The organism is Nocardiopsis sp. NPDC006938 (genome assembly GCF_042869555.1).
GTDB lineage: Bacteria > Actinomycetota > Actinomycetes > Streptosporangiales > Streptosporangiaceae > Nocardiopsis.
In genome coordinates this window covers 130,677-146,308 of the sequence record NZ_JBIAGA010000006.1, presented here as the reverse complement: position 1 = coordinate 146,308, position 15,632 = coordinate 130,677, and the positions used below count along the sequence as shown (strand labels likewise).

Below are 15,632 nucleotides of genomic sequence, written 5' to 3'. Positions count from 1 at the left end.
ACAGCGTGGAAGGACGGGCTCTAGTCGCCCGGGGCGGCGGGCAGGGTCAGCCGTCCGTCGTCGGCCTCCGCCAGGGCGTCCCGCTGCTCCTGGGGCATGTCGTCGTCGTACTCGGTGATCGAGTAGGTGGAGAAGTACCAGGTGCCGTCGACCTCCACGGGGTCACCGAGCTCGACCTCGACGTCGTAGGGGTCGTCCTGGCACCCCTGGTCCATGCACCAGGTGCCCAGGACCTCGCCCTCGCCGCGAGCGCGGGTGTCGTCCCACTGGTCCCACTCCATGTCGGTGAAGGTCGTGGACGCGGTGGCGACGTAGACCCCCGGTGTCTGGTCCTCGAAACCCTCCTCGTCCCCGTGCAGGTTGAGGACCCGGACCTCGCCCTCGGCGGCGGGGGTGTCCTCGTCGTCCTCGTCCCGGGGCTCGCCCGTGGCGTCCTCGCGCTCGGTGGGACGGTCCTCGGCGGGGTCGCCCGCCTGACCGCAGGCGGGGAGGGTCAGTGCCAGGGCGGTTCCCAGCAGCAGGGTTCGGGCCAAGAGTGCGGGCTTCAACCGGCCTCCTCGGTTCATGGGGGCTCCTGGCTCCACGACCATCATCGCCGTCGTGGTCGCCGTGGGGGAAGCGGTGAGGCCCCCCGGCATGTGCCGGGGGGCCTCGATCCCGCTCTGTTCCGTCACCGGAGCCCTGGGGCCCCGTCGATCACCGTCGGGTGATCAGTAGCCGTAGCCGTGGTCGTGACCATGGTCGTGGTCGACCTCGTCGGCGCGGTCGTGGTCGACGTTGGTGCCGACCGGACCGTTGACGCAGTCACCCGTGGTCTGCGGCGACAGGATCGGCACGTTGGCGCCGACCAGCCCGACCGCGAGCTCGGTGTTGCACAGCTGAACCGGAACCAGCTGGAGGTTCTGGTTGAACTGCTGGTCGCCACCGTGCGACGCGGAGGCCGGAGCGGCCGCGAGCATCGCGCCGAGCGCGACACCGGCGATCGCCGTGGCGGCGGTGAACCTGCGCAGCATGTGGGGCTCCCTAGTCGATGTTGGTGCTGACCGGACCGTTGACGCAGTCGCCGGCGGTCTGCGGCGACAGGATCGGCACGTTGACGCCGGCGAGCAGGCCGACAGCCAGCTCGGTGTTGCACAGCTGAACCGGAACCAGCTGGAGGTTCTGGTTGAACTGCTGGTCGCCACCGTGGGAGGCGGACGCGGGAGCGGCCGCGAGGATGGCGCCGAGCGCGACACCGGCGATGGCGGTGGCAGCGGTGAACTTACGCATTGTGGGGTTCTCCTAGTCGATGTTGGTGCTGATGGGGCCGTTGACGCAGTCGCCGGTGGTCTGCGGCGACAGGATCGGCACGTTCACACCGACCAGGCCGACGGCGGCGCTGGTGTTGCACAGCTGGACCGGGATGGCCTGGAGGTTCTGGTTGTACTGCTGGTCGCCACCGTGGGAGGCGGAGGCCGGGGTGGCGGCCAGAACGGCAGAGAAAGCAGCACCAGCGACGAGGCCGGCAACACCGAGCTTACGCAGCATTGAATTACCCTTCAGAAGAATGTGAGATATGGTCTCGGTCGAACCGATGCCGGAACTAGCTGATGTTGGTGCCGATGGGGCCGTTCACGCAGTCGCCCGTGGTCTGCGGCGACAGGATCGGCACGGTGACGGCGACCAGACCAACGCTGCCCGTCAGGTTGCAGGACTGGATCGGGACGAGCTGGAGGTTCTGGTTGAACTGCTGGTCACCGCCGTGCGAGGCGTGAGCGGGAGCGCCCATGAGGAGCGCGCCCATCGCGGCACCAGCGACCAGGCCAGCAGCGGTCAGCTTCTTGATCATGTTTCCCCCGAGAATTCAAGCGAGGCATTGACAGAAAAAGACGCAGGCGCTTTTGCACCTGTGTCGCGGTGGACTGGTGCAATCATCATCCGACCCACGATTTTTGTCAACGCCGAAACTCCGGCGACCATTTGTCCAGATTGCCAGTAGCATTCCTTTTGCCCCCGAAAACAAAAGGGACAATGCGATGATTTATCAGCACGCCGAGGGCCTGCCGGGACGATCAAAGGTCACACAGAGTGACCAAAGCGCACTCGGAGCGTGACCGTCTCGCAACCGCCCGAATCGCCGGACCGTCCGCGCGCCCTCCCGATCCCGCGCGAGCCCCGCGTGCCTTGAGAGAGGCGGTCCCACCCCTCAAGCGTGTCGTGTCCGGCCCCGGCCGCACCCCGACCCCGGACACGACGAAGCCCCCGGCACCTGTTGGTGCCGGGGGCTTCGTACTCCCTGTGGCGGGTGAAGGATTCGAACCTTCGAAGGCTAAGCCGACGGATTTACAGTCCGCTCCCATTGGCCGCTCGGGCAACCCGCCTGGGCTGCTGCGACGCGGTGCGTCGCTGCGCAGGAACGACAATAGCGGATGATGGGCCCGAACCTGAAATCGATTTCCCAGGCGCGTCCTCCCAGGGCTCGTCAGACGGGTCCGCGCGGGGCGCGGCTAAGCTCGGAACCCGGCCCGGACCGGGCCGGACGAGACGTACACGGGCGCCCCGGCGCCCGTGACCCATGAGACGTAGCGGGGTGTGAGAGTACGTGGCCGCCGAATCCAGTTTCGACGTGGTGTCCAAGCTCGACCGTCAGGAGGTCGACAACGCGCTGAACCAGGCGGGCAAGGAACTGTCCCAGCGGTTCGACTTCAAGGGCACGGGGACCACCATCGCCTGGCAGGGCGAGGACGGCATCGAGATCAAGAGCGGCTCCGAGGAGCGCGCCCTGGCCGCCCTGGAGGTCTTCAAGGAGAAGCTGATCAAGCGCAAGCTCTCCCTGAAGATCCTGGACCCGGCCGAGGAGGCCAAGCCCTCGGGCAAGGAGTACCGGCTGCCGATCAGCCTCAAGGAGGGCATCACCTCCGAGGACGCCAAGAAGATCTCCAAGCTCATCCGGGACGAGGGCCCCAAGGGCGTCAAGGCGCAGATCCAGGGTGAGGAGCTGCGGGTGAGCTCCAAGAAGAAGGACGACCTCCAGAGCGTCATGAACCTCATCAAGGAGAAGGACTTCGACCTGGCGCTGCAGTTCGTGAACTACCGCTAGCCACCCGAGACGCGACGGCCGCCCGCCCCTGCCGGGGTGGGCGGCCGTCGCGTCTCGCGGAGCGCCCTCAGCCCAGGTCCCATCTGCGGCGGAGCTCGCGCAGGCGCCGCACCCGCTCCTCGACCGGCGGGTGCGCGGCGAACAGGCGCCCCACGCCCCCCGGGAACGGGTTGGTCGTCATCAGGTGGGAGGCGGCCAGCAGGGCGCGCTCCCGGGGCAGGGGGTGCTCACGGTTCCCCTCCTCCAGCCTGAGCAGCGCCGAGGCCAGCCCCAACGGGTCGCCGGTGATCTCCGCGGCCCGTTCGTCGGCCCGGAACTCCCGCGCACGACCCACACCGAAATAGACGACCACCGCCGCGAGCGGGGCCAGCACGGCCATCATCAGGCCGCCCAGGAGGTTGGGCAGGTCGGTCTCCTCGGAGTCCCCCAGGGGAAGCAGGAAGGAGACCGCGGTCAGGGCGGTGATGAGGGCGGTGAGAGTGGCCGCCACCGAGCTGATCAGCGTGTCGTAGGAGCGGATGTGCGCCAGCTCGTGCGCCAGGACGCCGCGCAGCTCGCGTTCGTCGAGGGCGCGCAGGAGCCCGGTCGTGCAGCACAGGGCCGCCCTGCGCGGGCTGTTCCCCGTCGCGAAGGCGTTGGGCGAGCGGATCGGGGACAGGTAGAGCCGGGGCATGGGCTGTCTCGCGGCGGTGGCCAGCTCCCGCACCATCCGGTAGAGCTCGGGCCGTTCGATCTCGCTGACCGGCCGGGCCCGCATGGCCCGCAACGCGAGGGAGTTCCCGAAGAGGTAGACCAGGATCGCGGCGCAGGCGACCAGCGCCACCGAGGCCTGCACGCCCTTCTCCGCCCCGCACAGCCAGCCGACGACGACGGCGAGCACCGAGGTGCCGACGAAGAGACCGACCGCGCGGATCGCGTTGACGTGCACGCGGCCCTCCTTCCGCTCTTGGCCGCTGCCCGGCTATGGATGCGTACATGGTGACAAACGTGCGGGTCGGCGTCTTGCGTTCCCCATGTGACCAGCTGTCGGTCACATCCCCCTTCCAGCCCGGACGCGGAGCGGCTGTGACAATGGCCACCCGCCCCGCGTCCGCGGGAGGGCGACGACCTATAGTGCGAGCGTGGCCCTCGTCACGGCCGACGGCCGTGAGGACACCATCCGGGTTGGCGCACCCGGGGCGTGTGGGGCCGCGCCGTCCCCTGACCCCGATCCAGGCACCCGGCCCGTGACCGCGAGCTTCGGCCGGGGACAGACACCACAGCGCCGCCGCCCGTCACGACCGGTGGCTGACCAAGGAGGTCGTCGATCTCAGTGGCCAAACGGATACAACAGCTCGACCGGGTCATCATCCGGTTCGCCGGGGACTCCGGCGACGGGATGCAGTTGACCGGAGACCGCTTCACCCAGGAGACCGCGTCGTTCGGCAACGACCTCTCGACCCTGCCGAACTTCCCCGCCGAGATCCGGGCCCCCGCCGGAACCCTGCCCGGGGTCTCCAGCTTCCAGCTCCACTTCGCCGACCACGACATCGTGACGCCGGGCGACGCCCCGGACGTGCTCGTGGCGATGAACCCCGCCGCTCTGAAGGCCAACCTCGGGGACCTGCCCGGGGGAGCGACCGTCATCGTCAACACCGACGAGTTCACCAAGCGCAGCCTCGCCAAGGTCGGATTCGCGACCGACCCCCTCACCGACGGCACCCTGGACGGCTTCCACGTCAGCGCGGTGGGCCTCACCTCGATGACGGTGGCCGCCCTGGAGGGGTCGGGCCTGTCGAAGAAGGACGCCCAGCGCGCGAAGAACATGTTCGCCCTGGGGCTGTTGTCGTGGATGTACAACCGGCCCACGGAGGGGACCACCTCGTTCCTGGAGTCCAAGTTCGCGAGTCGGCCGGAGATCCTCGCCGCCAACCTCACGGCGTTCCGGGCCGGGTGGAACTTCGGCGAGACCACGGAGGACTTCGCCGTCTCCTACGAGGTCAGACCAGCCAGGCTCGCGCCGGGCACCTACCGCAACATCACCGGGAACCTGGCCACCGCCTACGGGTTGATCGCCGGGTCCGAGCGGTCGGGCCTGCCCCTGTTCCTGGGCTCGTACCCGATCACCCCGGCCTCGGACATCCTGCACGAGCTGTCCCGGCACAAGCGGTTCGGCGTGCGCACGTTCCAGGCCGAGGACGAGATCGCGGGTGTCGGCGCGGCCGTCGGCGCCTCGTTCGGCGGTTCCCTCGGGGTCACGACCACCTCCGGCCCGGGCATGGTGCTCAAGCAGGAGGCCGTGGGCCTGGCGGTGATGACGGAGCTCCCGCTGGTCGTGGTCGACGTGCAGCGGGCCGGGCCCAGTACCGGCATGCCCACCAAGACCGAACAGACGGACCTGCTGATGGCGCTGTTCGGGCGCAACGGCGAGTCGCCGGTGCCGGTGGTGGCGCCCTCCTCCCCCGCCGACTGCTTCGACGCGGCCCTGGAGGCGGTCCGGCTGGCGGTGCGGTACCGGACCCCGGTGATCGTGCTGTCCGACGGCTACCTGGCCAACGGCTCCGAGCCCTGGCGGCTACCGGAGGTCGCGGACCTGCCGGTGATCGACCCCGGTTTCGCCACGGAGCCCAACGGCCCGGACGGCACCTTCCTTCCGTACCTGCGTGACGACCTGACCCTGGCCCGGCCCTGGGCGGTTCCGGGCACGGCGGGCCTGGAGCACCGGATCGGCGGGATCGAGAAGCACGCGCGGACCGGCGACATCTCCTACACGCCGGACAACCACGACCTGATGGTCCGCACCCGGCAGGCCAAGGTGGACGCCATCGCGCGGGACATCCCCGACCTGGAGGTGTCCGACCCCACGGGCGACGCCGACGTGCTCGTACTGGGCTGGGGCGGCACCCACGGTTCGATCACCGCCGCGGTGCGCCGCGTGAGGCGTGCGGGGGGCCGGGTCGCCCAGGCGCACCTGCGCCACCTCAACCCCTTCCCCGCCAACCTCGGCGAGGTCCTGCGGGGCTACGACCGGGTGGTGGTCCCGGAGATCAACCTGGGCCAGCTGTCGCTGCTGTTGCGCGGCCGCTTCCTGGTGGACGTGATCGGTTACAACAAGGTCCGCGGGCTGCCCTTCAAGGCCGAAGAGCTCGCTGACGTGCTGCGGGAGGTCATCGACCGTGACTGACGACACGAACGGAGCGCTCCCGGACCGGGCCCCGGCCGGGCTGCGGCTGGTACCCCGGACCGACACCGAGTACCGGGCGAAGGACTTCAAGTCCGACCAGGAGGTCCGCTGGTGCCCCGGGTGCGGCGACTACGCCGTCCTGGCCGCCTTCCAGTCGTTCCTGCCCCAGCTGGGGGTGCCGCGCGAGAACATCGTGATGGTGTCCGGGATCGGCTGTTCCTCCCGGTTCCCCTACTACCTGAGCACGTACGGCGTGCACTCGATCCACGGGCGTGCCCCGGCGATCGCGACGGGGCTGGCCGCCAGCCGACCGGACCTGTCGGTGTGGGTGGTCACGGGGGACGGCGACGGGCTGTCGATCGGCGGCAACCACCTGATCCACGCGCTGCGCCGCAACGTCAACATCAACATCCTGCTGTTCAACAACAGGATCTACGGGCTGACCAAGGGCCAGTACTCCCCCACCTCCGAGACCGGGAAGGTCACCAAGTCCTCGCCGACCGGGTCGCTGGACCACCCGTTCAACCCGGTGTCGCTGGCCCTGGGCGCGGAGGCGGGCTTCGTCGCGCGGACCGTGGACTCCGACCGCAAACACCTGACCTCGGTGCTGCGCGCGGCGGCGGACCACCCCGGCGCCTCGTTCGTGGAGATCTACCAGAACTGCCCGATCTTCAACGACGACGCCTTCGAGCCGCTGAAGGACCCGACCTCACGGGACCTGCGGCTGCTGCGCATGGAACACGGCGAGCCGCTCCGGCTGGGACCGGACCGGGGGGTGGTCGCGGACGGCTTCGGCGGGCTGGAGGTCGTGGACACGGCGTCGGTCGGTGAGGACCGGCTGATCCGGCACGACGCCCACCGCCCGGACCCGGGGTACGCGTTCGCACTGTCCAGGCTCGACCAGCCCGCCTTCGAGCACGTGCCGGTCGGGGTGTTCCGGGACGTGCGGCGGCCGGTCTACGACGAGATGCTCAACGCTCAGGTGGAGGAGGCCCGCACCCGCCAGGGCGCGGGCGACCTGGCGGCCCTGCTGTCCAGCGGTGACACGTGGACCGTGGAGTGACGGCGCCCTGACCCCCGCCATCGGTCAGGGGGTATTCCCCCGGGCGGCGTCGGGAAGTTCACCGTCGCCGCCCGGGGGTCGTCCCCGGTGCGTCGGCCTCCCAGGCCCTACGCTTCCCTCATGCGTATCGTCATCGCCGGTGGACACGGGAAGATCGCGCTGCGGCTGGCCAGGCTCCTGGCAGCACGCGGTGACCAGCCCGTCGCCCTCATCCGCAACCCCGACCACACCCAGGACGTCGTCGACGCCGGAGCCGAGCCGGTCGTCATCGACCTCGAGAAGGCCACGGTCACCGAGCTGACCGAGAGGATCATGGGCGCCGACGCCGTGGTGTTCGCCGCCGGCGCCGGGCCCGGCAGCGGCGCGGCCCGCAAGACCTCGGTGGACCACAAGGCGGCGTCCCTGACCGCGAACGCGGCGGCCCTGGCGGGGGTGCGCCGCCTGGTGCAGGTCTCCGCGATCAACGTGGACCAGCCGGTTCCCGAGGGCTCCGACGAGGTGTGGGCGGCGTACGTGGCGGCCAAGAAGGCGGCCGACGACGACCTGCGCGAGCACGACCTCGACCTGGACTGGACGATCCTGCGGCCCGGCCGGCTGACCGACGAGGCCGGAACCGGCCAGGTGGACCTGGGCGAGGACGTGGAGCGCGACTCGGTGACGCGGGACGACGTGGCCGCGGTGATCGTGGCACTGCTGGACGAGCCGGGGACGGCCAAGCGGGTCCTGAACCTGGTGAACGGCGGCACGCCGGTCGTGGAGGCGGTCCGCGCCGCCGCCGGATAGCGAACCCGTTCGGCGGCCCGGGCTCCGGACCGCCGGTTCCCGGTGCGGCACCGGGGGTGCCCGCGCGGCGCCCCCGGTGCCCCCGGCGGTTCCCGCCCTTGTCGGCGGTTCCGGGCCTCTGTGGCCAGATGCCCTCATAGGAGGCATGATGGGGGCGGAGCCCGGCGGAATCCCGTCACGGTGGACGCGGGCGACCGGGAACGAACCCGACGGGTGAAGCAGCTCCGCAGAGCAGATGGGTACGGTTATTCATGAGCGTCACGCAGGTCGTGAGGGACAGCACTGTCGTCGAGCACGCCAAGGTCGCCGCGCAGCAGAAGCGTCGGATGTTCATCATCCAGCTGGAGGTCAACGCCTACGACGAGGCGTCCAGCAAGCTGCGGCCGGGCCTGACCCGCATCCTCGAGGGCATCGAGGAGGCCGGGTGGCGTCTGGAGCTGATCACCCCGAGCGAGACCGGTGAGTCCGCCGCCGCGCGTCTGTTCATCTTCCGTCCGGACACCGGGTCGACGAAGGAGTCCGGGGCCGAGGCGCCGCAGGCCCAGCAGCAGGTGGCGCAGGACCAGTCCGGCCAGCAGCAGGCCTACCAGCAGCACCCGACGGGCGCCCAGCAGCCGGACCCGTACGCGGGTTACGGCCAGGGCTACGGCCAGCAGCCGCAGTACCCCGGCTACGACCAGCAGCAGTACCCGGGTTACGGGCAGCAGCAACAGCCGGGATACGGCCAGCAGCCCGGCTATGGGCAGCAGTACCCGGGTTACGGACAGCAGCAGGGCTGGTAGCCGAACCCCTTCCGAACAGCGGGGCCAGCACGGTGAGACCGTGCGGGCCCCTTTTTCTTGTCCGGTTTGGCACCACCACGTCGGTTCATGTCGTGCATGGTCGGATTCCGATGCATTTGCCAGAACTCTGATCCAGGCACGCTTTCGTTTGTGTAACGCGGACGGGTTCCGTGTGGCGACATGCCCGCCATGTCCGACCCGAAGCCGAAGAATCTCCAGGGAAACTCTGGAATCTTCCCGGAAATCACTTCAAGCACGTGCCTAGCTACGCTAAGTTAATTCCGGCGGCCGCAGCCAACCTGTTTTGCACTTCCGAAAGGTAACCACCATGACCCGTATCGCCAAGGTTTCCGGTTTCGTCCTCGCCACCGGCCTCGCCTTCGGAGCCCTGACCGGGACCGCCGCGGCCGACAACAACGCCCAGATCCAGAACATCACCATCCCGGTCTGCCTCGACGTCCTCAAGGCCTCCGGCTTCAGCGCCAGCGGCTGCAACGTCGTCGACTGGAACTCCACCTCGGGCATCGCCGTCCACGACTAGGCCAGCCGTCGCGTAGGCCGGCCGTCGCGGGCCCCCTCTTCAGACCTTCCAGTTTCACCAACGCAACACCAACCGAAAGGGATACACACCATGCAGCGCATCACCGCCGTCTCCGGTCTCCTCCTCGCCACCGGCCTCGCCCTGGGCGCCATGACCGGCACCGCCGCCGCGGACAACAACGCCCACATCCAGAACATCACGGTGCCGATCTGCGCCGACGTCATCTCCTTCGCCGGCTTCAGCTCCGAGGGCTGCAACGTCATCAACAGCACCAGCACCTCCGGCATCTCCGTCTTCGACTGGTAGTCGAGACTCCCGGAACGGGAACCACGCGGGGCACGGTGATCACCCACCGTGCCCCGCGTTTCGTGTGCTCAGCCCCCGCAGACCCCCTCCGCCACACCCTCGACCGCATCCGTGACCAGACGCGCGTGGGTCCCGGTGTCGAAGCGCGAGGTTCCGTAGCGGAGCTTGGCCCGCTCGATCCCCTCCGGCCGGAACCCCGCCCGGCGCGCCGCCACACACGACCCCGGGTTGTTCAGCCGGTGCCCCGTCTCCACCCGGAACAGGCCCAGCTCCCCGAAGGCGAACCGGGCCACCAGGTCGGCCCCGGCCGAGGCCACACCCCGGCCCTGCTCGGCCGGGTGCGTCCAGTACGACAGCCACCCCAGACCGTGCCTGCGGCTGGTGACGCCGAGCTGCGCGTGCCCCAACACGCGGTCCGTCCCGTCGACCACCGCGAACCCGTGGACGTCGCCCTCCGCGGCAAGGACCGGCCTCCGGTCGATCCACTCCAGAGCCTGGTCGCGCGTACGCGGCACCTCGGGCTCCTGACGGGCCAACTCGTCCCAGGCGAAGGCCTCCAGCAACCGGTCGGTGTCGCCCCGGTTCCACTCACGTAGGACGTACAACCGCCACCCCTCTCACCGACGTTCCCGATCGCGCCAACCTAGGGCCGGTCCCCCCACGAGGCAAGCGCCCCGCTCCGAACGGCCTCCGCCTGACGTGTCACGGAGGGCGAAGGGTGATACGTCTGTCCTGACATGACGACGACAGAGGTCTTCGAATCCCATCGCCCGCTGCTCAACGGGGTGGCCTACCGGGTCCTCGGGAGCGCCGCCGACGCCGAGGACGTGGTCCAGGAGGCGTGGCTGCGGTGGTCCGGGGTGCCCGTCGGCACGGTCGACAACCCCCGCGCCTACCTGGTCACCGTGGTGTCCCGGCTGGCCATCGACCGGCTGCGCAAAGCCAGCACCCAGCGCGAGTCCTACGTGGGCGAGTGGTTGCCCGAACCCGTCAGCGACCTGCCCGACGCCGCCGAGCGCGCCGAGCTCGCCGACTCGGTGGAGTTCGCGCTGATGGTGGTGCTGGAGACGCTCAGCCCCCTGGAGCGCGCCGTGTTCGTCCTGCACGAGGCCTTCCAGCTCCCCTACGCCGAGATCGCCGAGGTCATCGGGCGCAGTGAGGAGGCCACCCGCCAGCTGGCCCGGCGCGCCCGCGACCACGTGCGCGAACGCCGCCCACGTTTCGAGGTCGACCGCCCGAAGCGCCGCCGCATGACCGAACGCTTCCTCCGGGCCTGCCTGGAGGGCGACCTGGACGGGATCACGGGCATGCTGGCCGAGGACGCCACCATGGTCAGCGACGGCGGTGGCAAGGCCCGGGCCCCGCTGCGGGTGCTGCACGGCCCCCGGAAGGTGGGCCGGTTCCTCACCTCGGTGACCGAGAAGCGCAACGTCACGCGCTTCCTGCGGTCCGTGGGCGCGGACACCATGGCGGAACTCTCCATGGAAGTCACCGAGGTGAACGGCGGCCCGGCGGCGGTGGTGAGCGCGCGGGGGGTTCCGGTGCTGCTGCTGGCACTGGACGTCTTCGAGGACCGGGTCCGGCACGTGTACCTGATGGCCAACCCCGACAAGATGTCACGTCTGCGGACCGCCGACCCGTCCTAGGGGTATGGACATCACCGTTGTGGGCGGTGGCCTCGCCGGACTGACCGCGGCCATCGCCAGCGCCGAACTCGGCGCGAACGTCACCCTGCTGGAATCGCACCGGACCCTGGGCGGGCGGGCCCGCTCCACCGCACCGCCGTACGTGGCCAACGACGGCCCGCACGTGCTGTACTCCGACTCGGCGCCCTACGTGTGGCTGCGCGCGCGGGACCTGGTCCCGCCCGCCAGGACCATCTCACTGAGGGCCTCGCTGGGGGTGCGCTGGCGGTACCGGGGCAGCGTCGGCGGGCCGCCCGCGGCGGTGCTCCGCGCCGCCGCGCGCCGGAGGCTGCGCGCCCCGCACGACCGGGACTTCGGCTCGTGGGCCGAGGAGGCGCTGGGGGCCGCGTCCGCCCGCGCGGTGGGCAACATGATGGGGGTGGCACTCTTCGACGCGGAGCCCGCGCGACTGTCGGCCGCCTTCGTCTGGGACCGCTTCCTGCGCGTGACCCGGCCGGGCCTGCCCTCCCCCCGGTACGTGGTGGGCGGCTGGACCGCCCTGGTGGACCACCTCGCGGCGCGGGCCCGGCAGGCCGGGGTACGGATCGAACTGGAGGCCCGGGCCGAGGGACGGCCCGAGGGGGCGACCATCGTCGCCACGTCCCTGGACTCCGCGCGCGCCCTGCTCGGAGACCCCTCCCTGACCTGGGAGAGCGGCCACACGCTCATGGTGGACCTGGGGGTCCGGCGGCGCGCCGGGGACCCGTTCCTGGTGTTCGACTCCGACGAGTGCGGGTTCCTGGAGCGCTACAGCGTCGTGGACCCCACCCTCGCTCCGGCCGGGGAGGACCTGGTCCAGGCACAGCTGCCGGTACGGCCCGGGGAGTCGCGCGCCGCGACCACCGCGCGACTGGAGGCGCTGCTCGACACCGCCCTGGCGGGATGGCGTGACCGGCTCACCTGGCGCCGGGACCAGGTGGCCCGGGGTCGCACCGGGGCGCTGGACCTGCCGGGCACCACCTGGCGGGACCGACCCGCCATCGACCGCGGGGACGGCGTCTACCTGGCCGGTGACGCCGTGGCCGCCCCGGGACTGCTGGGCGAGGTGGCCCTCACCAGCGCCGTGCGCGCCGCCGAGCTGGCCACGGGGCGGAGCGCGTCACGGACCGGAGCCCGTTCGGGAGCGGGCGCCCCCTGACACCACGGGCCCGGGGCGTTCCGGTCCCGGGCCCGTGCCGTCCGGTCGGCGATCTGCGGTCCGCCCCCACCGACCCGCCGCGCCGGGAATCCGCGCACGCGGGACCGCCGGTCAGCCCGGTACGTGGCTGACCGCCTCCACGTTGTTGCCGTCCGGGTCGCGGACGAAGGCCCCGTAGTAGTGCTCGTGGTACTCGGGCCAGACCCGGGGCTCGTGCAGCACCTCGGCGCCGGTGGCGACAGCCGCCGCGAAGAAGGCGTCGACCGTCGCCCGGTCCGGTGCGCGGAAGGCGATGTGCGACTCCCGCGCGGGCCCCTCCGTCTCGCTGGGGGAGATCCAGAACTGGGGCTCCTCCGTGCCGTAGCCGATGACCGGCCCGAACTGGAGGACACGCCGGTGCCCCAGGGCGGCGAGGACGGCATCGTAGAAGGCGGTGCTGGCTTCGGGGTCGGCGACCTGGATTCCTAGGTGATCGAGCATGCTCCGAGTGTGACACGCGCCACCGACGTTCCGGCGGCTCCGCGCCACCGTGCCATCGGTCCGTTCGGGGCTGTGGAAACCCACCGGTAACCCGGCTTCGCCGGAGACACTGGGCCTACCGGACCAGGAGAGGCGGTGTGCGGGCCATGACCACCAGGCACCCGGACGTACCCGAACGACGGCCGACGGCCCCGGGGTCAGGCGACCCAGCGGTAGAGGTGCTCGGGGCGGCCCGCCGAACCGTAGCGCATCCGCAGCTCGGCCCGGCCGTCCGCGCACAGGTGCTCCAGGTACCGGCGCGCGGTCACCCGGGAGACCCCGGAGCGTTCGGCGACGTCGGAGGCCGAGACCTCGCCCTCGGCCTCGCGGAGCACACCCGCGACCAGGTCGACGGTGGCGGCGGTCAGCCCCTTGGGCAGCGACCGCGCGGCGGGCGGGCGCAGCAGCCCGAACAGCCGGTCCACGTCCTGCTGGGTGGCCTGCCGCTCGCCCTCCATCTGGCGCCGCGCCACCGCGTAGCGCTCCAGCTGGTCCCGCAGGGCGCTCAGCGGGAACGGTTTGAGCAGGTAGTGCACGGCCCCGCCGTGCAGGGCGGCGCGGACCTGGGCGATGTCGCGGACCGCGGTGATCATCAGGAAATCCGGCTGCGGCGCGCCGTGGCCGGTCGCCGAGCGCAGGGTGTGCATCACCGAGATGCCCGAGGCGTCCGGCAGGTGGAGGTCGAGCAGGACCAGGTCGGGGCGGTGGCCGCGCACCTGGGCCAGCGCGGCGGCCGCCGTGTGCGCCACGCCCACCACCGTGAACTCCGGCACCGACTCCACCAGCTCCTGGTGGTTGCGGGCCACCCGGACGTCGTCGTCGACCACCAGCACGCGGATCACCGGCCCACCCCCGCCGTGACCACCGGCAGGCAGGCGGTGAACACCGCGCCCTCCTCGGCGTCGGGTGCCTCCATCTCGATGCTTCCCCCTCTGCTCTCGCACACCTGCTTGACCAGCGCCAGCCCCAGACCACGGGTCCCCCCGTCACGGGAGGCCTTGGTGGTGAACCCGTAGCGGAAGATCTCCTCCGCCAGGTCGTCGGCCACCCCCTGCCCGGAGTCGGTCACCCGGATCTCCAGGAGGTCGTGGGGCAGCCCGGTGTCGGCCCGGGTGTGCAACCGCACCATGAGCTCCACCCACCCGTTCGGGGTGACCGCGTCCAGGGCATTGTCCACCAGGTTGCCCAGGGTCAGCAGCGCGTCGGAGCGCAGGTCGCCCTTGAGCGAGACCGGGACGCTGGTCATGGGTGACAGGCGCAGGTCCACGCCGAGCTCGGAGGCCTGCGCGGACTTGGCCAGGGTGAGCGCCGCCAGCGCGGGGTCGCGGACGTGCTCGGCCACCCCGCTGGAGGTGCGCGTGTGCGTGGCCGCGAGGTCGGCCAGGTAGGCGCGGGCCTCGTCGTGGGCGCCCAGCTCCAGCATCCCGGCGACCGTGTGCACCCGGTTGGCGAACTCGTGGGTCTGGGCGCGCAGCCCCCGGGTCACGGTTCGCGCCCCGTCGAGTTCGCCGGTGAGCCGGTCCACCTCGGTGCGGTCCCGCAGGGTGACCACGGCCCCGGCCTCCTCGCCCCGGATGCGCACGGGCATCCGGTTGGCGACCAGCACGCGCTCCCCGGAGAGCAGGATGAGGTCGTCCCCCGGGTCGGCGCCGGACACGATGTCGCGGACCCGCTCGGAGAGGCCGAGCTCGTCCAGGCGGCGGCCCTCCACCCCCCGGGGCAGGCCGAGCATGGTGCGGGCGGGCTGGTTGACCAGTAGGACCCGGTCGTCCCGGTCCACCGCGAGCACGCCCTCGCGCACCGCGTACAGCAGGGCCTCCCGGCTCTCCAGCAGGGCGGTGATGTCGGCCGGTTCCAGTCCGTGGGTCTTGGCGCGGACCTGGCGGGAGAGCACCCACGAGCCGCCCACGCCGAGGATCAGCACGAGCACCGTGGCGGCGAGGATGACCGGGATGGAGGCGCGGGCGTCGGTGCTGGCGCTGGAGTCGAGGATGCCCAGGGACACGTACCCGATCACCTCCCCCCGGGCGTCGCCGCCGTTGACGGAGCCCCCGCCGGAGAACACGGGGATCTTCGCGCGCACCGTGCGGCCCTGGGTGCCGTCCTGCACACCCGTCCACTCGGTGCCGTTCACGACGGGTCCGGGGGCGGTGGACACCGTCTCCCCTATGCGCTCCTTGTCGGGGTGGGTGTGCCGGGTTCCGTCGGGTGAGGCGATGACCAGGTAGTCCGCGCCGGTGGCGGCGGAGATGCGGTCGGCCAGGGGGTCGAGCTCCTCGGAGGGGTCGGGGTCCCCGAGGCCCTCGACGACCTGGGGCAGGACCGCGACCGACCGGGCGACGGTGAGCACGCGTTCGGCGTACTGGCGGTCGGTCTCCCGGTTGAGGTGGATCGCCCAGAGGGAGCCGATGACGGTGAGGGCCACCGCCAGAAGGCAGACATATCCAATGAAAAGGGACCCGGTGAGTGTGAGGCGACCGGGAACGGGGCGTGGGTTCATGGGCACTCCAGTGGCCGGGGAGACATCTCCCGGCCGGTGAACGCGCAGGTCGGCGTCGTGGGGACGGCTTCGC

19 protein-coding genes and 1 tRNA gene are annotated in these 15,632 nt (G+C 71.2%); 9 read left to right on the top strand and 11 right to left on the bottom strand.

Annotated elements, in window-relative coordinates:
• Positions 1-20: 20 nt before the first annotated feature.
• The 6 genes from ACFYL4_RS11970 to ACFYL4_RS11945 all read right to left on the bottom strand — a co-directional run bounded on the left by ACFYL4_RS11970 (position 21) and on the right by ACFYL4_RS11945 (position 2,360).
• Positions 21-548, bottom strand: coding sequence for a hypothetical protein (locus ACFYL4_RS11970; protein ID WP_357760439.1), 528 nt, complete (start codon positions 546-548; stop codon positions 21-23).
• A 162-nt stretch (positions 549-710) separates the two neighbouring features.
• Positions 711-1,013: a hypothetical protein gene (locus ACFYL4_RS11965; protein WP_357760437.1), complete on the bottom strand. Its 303-nt coding sequence runs from the start codon at positions 1,011-1,013 to the stop codon at positions 711-713.
• Between the two features lie 10 nt (positions 1,014-1,023).
• Complete coding sequence (locus ACFYL4_RS11960) at positions 1,024-1,269, bottom strand: hypothetical protein (RefSeq protein WP_357760435.1); 246 nt, start codon at positions 1,267-1,269, stop codon at positions 1,024-1,026.
• Positions 1,270-1,281: 12 nt separating this feature from the next.
• Positions 1,282-1,527: a hypothetical protein gene (locus ACFYL4_RS11955; protein WP_191266743.1), complete on the bottom strand. Its 246-nt coding sequence runs from the start codon at positions 1,525-1,527 to the stop codon at positions 1,282-1,284.
• Positions 1,528-1,582: 55 nt separating this feature from the next.
• A complete protein-coding gene (locus tag ACFYL4_RS11950) occupies positions 1,583-1,828 on the bottom strand; it encodes a hypothetical protein (RefSeq protein WP_017543038.1) in 246 nt (81 codons plus the stop codon).
• A gap of 450 nt (positions 1,829-2,278) precedes the next feature.
• Positions 2,279-2,360 (bottom strand) — tRNA-Tyr (locus ACFYL4_RS11945).
• Between the two features lie 221 nt (positions 2,361-2,581).
• Between ACFYL4_RS11945 and ACFYL4_RS11940 the strand changes: the two genes are divergently transcribed.
• Entirely contained in the window at positions 2,582-3,079 is a 498-nt protein-coding gene (locus ACFYL4_RS11940) for a YajQ family cyclic di-GMP-binding protein (RefSeq protein WP_357760430.1), read from the top strand.
• Positions 3,080-3,146: 67 nt separating this feature from the next.
• Here ACFYL4_RS11940 and ACFYL4_RS11935 read toward each other — a convergent pair whose 3' ends face one another.
• Entirely contained in the window at positions 3,147-4,007 is an 861-nt protein-coding gene (locus tag ACFYL4_RS11935; RefSeq protein WP_387518271.1) for a M48 family metalloprotease, read from the bottom strand.
• A 384-nt stretch (positions 4,008-4,391) separates the two neighbouring features.
• Between ACFYL4_RS11935 and ACFYL4_RS11930 the strand changes: the two genes are divergently transcribed.
• From ACFYL4_RS11930 to ACFYL4_RS11905, 6 genes are all read left to right on the top strand, one after another.
• Positions 4,392-6,242, top strand: coding sequence for a 2-oxoacid:acceptor oxidoreductase subunit alpha (locus tag ACFYL4_RS11930; RefSeq protein ID WP_357769456.1), 1,851 nt, complete (start codon positions 4,392-4,394; stop codon positions 6,240-6,242).
• On the top strand, positions 6,235-7,305 hold the full coding sequence (locus ACFYL4_RS11925) for a 2-oxoacid:ferredoxin oxidoreductase subunit beta (protein WP_387518270.1): 1,071 nt from the start codon (positions 6,235-6,237) through the stop codon (positions 7,303-7,305). The genes ACFYL4_RS11930 and ACFYL4_RS11925 overlap by 8 nt, the downstream gene beginning before the upstream one ends.
• A 120-nt stretch (positions 7,306-7,425) precedes the next feature.
• Complete coding sequence (locus ACFYL4_RS11920; protein ID WP_357769459.1) at positions 7,426-8,088, top strand: NAD(P)H-binding protein; 663 nt, start codon at positions 7,426-7,428, stop codon at positions 8,086-8,088.
• Positions 8,089-8,339: 251 nt separating this feature from the next.
• Positions 8,340-8,870, top strand: coding sequence for a hypothetical protein (locus ACFYL4_RS11915; RefSeq protein WP_357769461.1), 531 nt, complete (start codon positions 8,340-8,342; stop codon positions 8,868-8,870).
• Between the two features lie 328 nt (positions 8,871-9,198).
• Positions 9,199-9,411, top strand: a complete 213-nt coding sequence (locus tag ACFYL4_RS11910; RefSeq protein ID WP_357769463.1) for a hypothetical protein — start codon at positions 9,199-9,201, stop codon at positions 9,409-9,411.
• Positions 9,412-9,501: 90 nt separating this feature from the next.
• Entirely contained in the window at positions 9,502-9,717 is a 216-nt protein-coding gene (locus tag ACFYL4_RS11905) for a hypothetical protein (RefSeq protein ID WP_357769465.1), read from the top strand.
• A 68-nt stretch (positions 9,718-9,785) separates the two neighbouring features.
• On the opposite strand, the gene ACFYL4_RS11900 is transcribed toward ACFYL4_RS11905, so the two are convergent.
• Positions 9,786-10,322, bottom strand: coding sequence for a GNAT family N-acetyltransferase (locus tag ACFYL4_RS11900; protein ID WP_357769467.1), 537 nt, complete (start codon positions 10,320-10,322; stop codon positions 9,786-9,788).
• A 132-nt stretch (positions 10,323-10,454) separates the two neighbouring features.
• Between ACFYL4_RS11900 and sigJ the strand changes: the two genes are divergently transcribed.
• Both sigJ and ACFYL4_RS11890 read left to right on the top strand, forming a co-directional pair.
• Complete coding sequence (sigJ, locus tag ACFYL4_RS11895) at positions 10,455-11,363, top strand: RNA polymerase sigma factor SigJ (protein ID WP_387518269.1); 909 nt, start codon at positions 10,455-10,457, stop codon at positions 11,361-11,363.
• A gap of 4 nt (positions 11,364-11,367) precedes the next feature.
• Positions 11,368-12,540, top strand: a complete 1,173-nt coding sequence (locus ACFYL4_RS11890) for an NAD(P)-binding protein (protein WP_387518268.1) — start codon at positions 11,368-11,370, stop codon at positions 12,538-12,540.
• Between the two features lie 111 nt (positions 12,541-12,651).
• On the opposite strand, the gene ACFYL4_RS11885 is transcribed toward ACFYL4_RS11890, so the two are convergent.
• The 3 genes from ACFYL4_RS11885 to ACFYL4_RS11875 all read right to left on the bottom strand — a co-directional run bounded on the left by ACFYL4_RS11885 (position 12,652) and on the right by ACFYL4_RS11875 (position 15,559).
• Complete coding sequence (locus tag ACFYL4_RS11885) at positions 12,652-13,020, bottom strand: VOC family protein (protein ID WP_357769472.1); 369 nt, start codon at positions 13,018-13,020, stop codon at positions 12,652-12,654.
• Positions 13,021-13,217: 197 nt separating this feature from the next.
• On the bottom strand, positions 13,218-13,901 hold the full coding sequence (locus ACFYL4_RS11880) for a response regulator (RefSeq protein ID WP_357769473.1): 684 nt from the start codon (positions 13,899-13,901) through the stop codon (positions 13,218-13,220).
• On the bottom strand, positions 13,898-15,559 hold the full coding sequence (locus ACFYL4_RS11875) for a sensor histidine kinase (protein WP_357769475.1): 1,662 nt from the start codon (positions 15,557-15,559) through the stop codon (positions 13,898-13,900). Before ACFYL4_RS11875 ends, ACFYL4_RS11880 begins: the two co-directional genes overlap by 4 nt.
• Positions 15,560-15,632 lie beyond the last annotated feature (73 nt).

Coding starts and splice junctions, on each gene's coding strand:
- ACFYL4_RS11965 (WP_357760437.1), bottom strand. CDS start 1,013: ATGCTGCGCAGGTTCACCGCCGCCACGGCGATCGCCGGTGTCGCGCTC.
- ACFYL4_RS11960 (WP_357760435.1), bottom strand. CDS start 1,269: ATGCGTAAGTTCACCGCTGCCACCGCCATCGCCGGTGTCGCGCTCGGC.
- ACFYL4_RS11955 (WP_191266743.1), bottom strand. CDS start 1,527: ATGCTGCGTAAGCTCGGTGTTGCCGGCCTCGTCGCTGGTGCTGCTTTC.
- ACFYL4_RS11950 (WP_017543038.1), bottom strand. CDS start 1,828: ATGATCAAGAAGCTGACCGCTGCTGGCCTGGTCGCTGGTGCCGCGATG.
- ACFYL4_RS11920 (WP_357769459.1), top strand. CDS start 7,426: ATGCGTATCGTCATCGCCGGTGGACACGGGAAGATCGCGCTGCGGCTG.
- ACFYL4_RS11915 (WP_357769461.1), top strand. CDS start 8,340: ATGAGCGTCACGCAGGTCGTGAGGGACAGCACTGTCGTCGAGCACGCC.
- ACFYL4_RS11910 (WP_357769463.1), top strand. CDS start 9,199: ATGACCCGTATCGCCAAGGTTTCCGGTTTCGTCCTCGCCACCGGCCTC.
- ACFYL4_RS11905 (WP_357769465.1), top strand. CDS start 9,502: ATGCAGCGCATCACCGCCGTCTCCGGTCTCCTCCTCGCCACCGGCCTC.
- sigJ (WP_387518269.1), top strand. CDS start 10,455: ATGACGACGACAGAGGTCTTCGAATCCCATCGCCCGCTGCTCAACGGG.
- ACFYL4_RS11890 (WP_387518268.1), top strand. CDS start 11,368: ATGGACATCACCGTTGTGGGCGGTGGCCTCGCCGGACTGACCGCGGCC.
- ACFYL4_RS11885 (WP_357769472.1), bottom strand. CDS start 13,020: ATGCTCGATCACCTAGGAATCCAGGTCGCCGACCCCGAAGCCAGCACC.
- ACFYL4_RS11875 (WP_357769475.1), bottom strand. CDS start 15,559: ATGAACCCACGCCCCGTTCCCGGTCGCCTCACACTCACCGGGTCCCTT.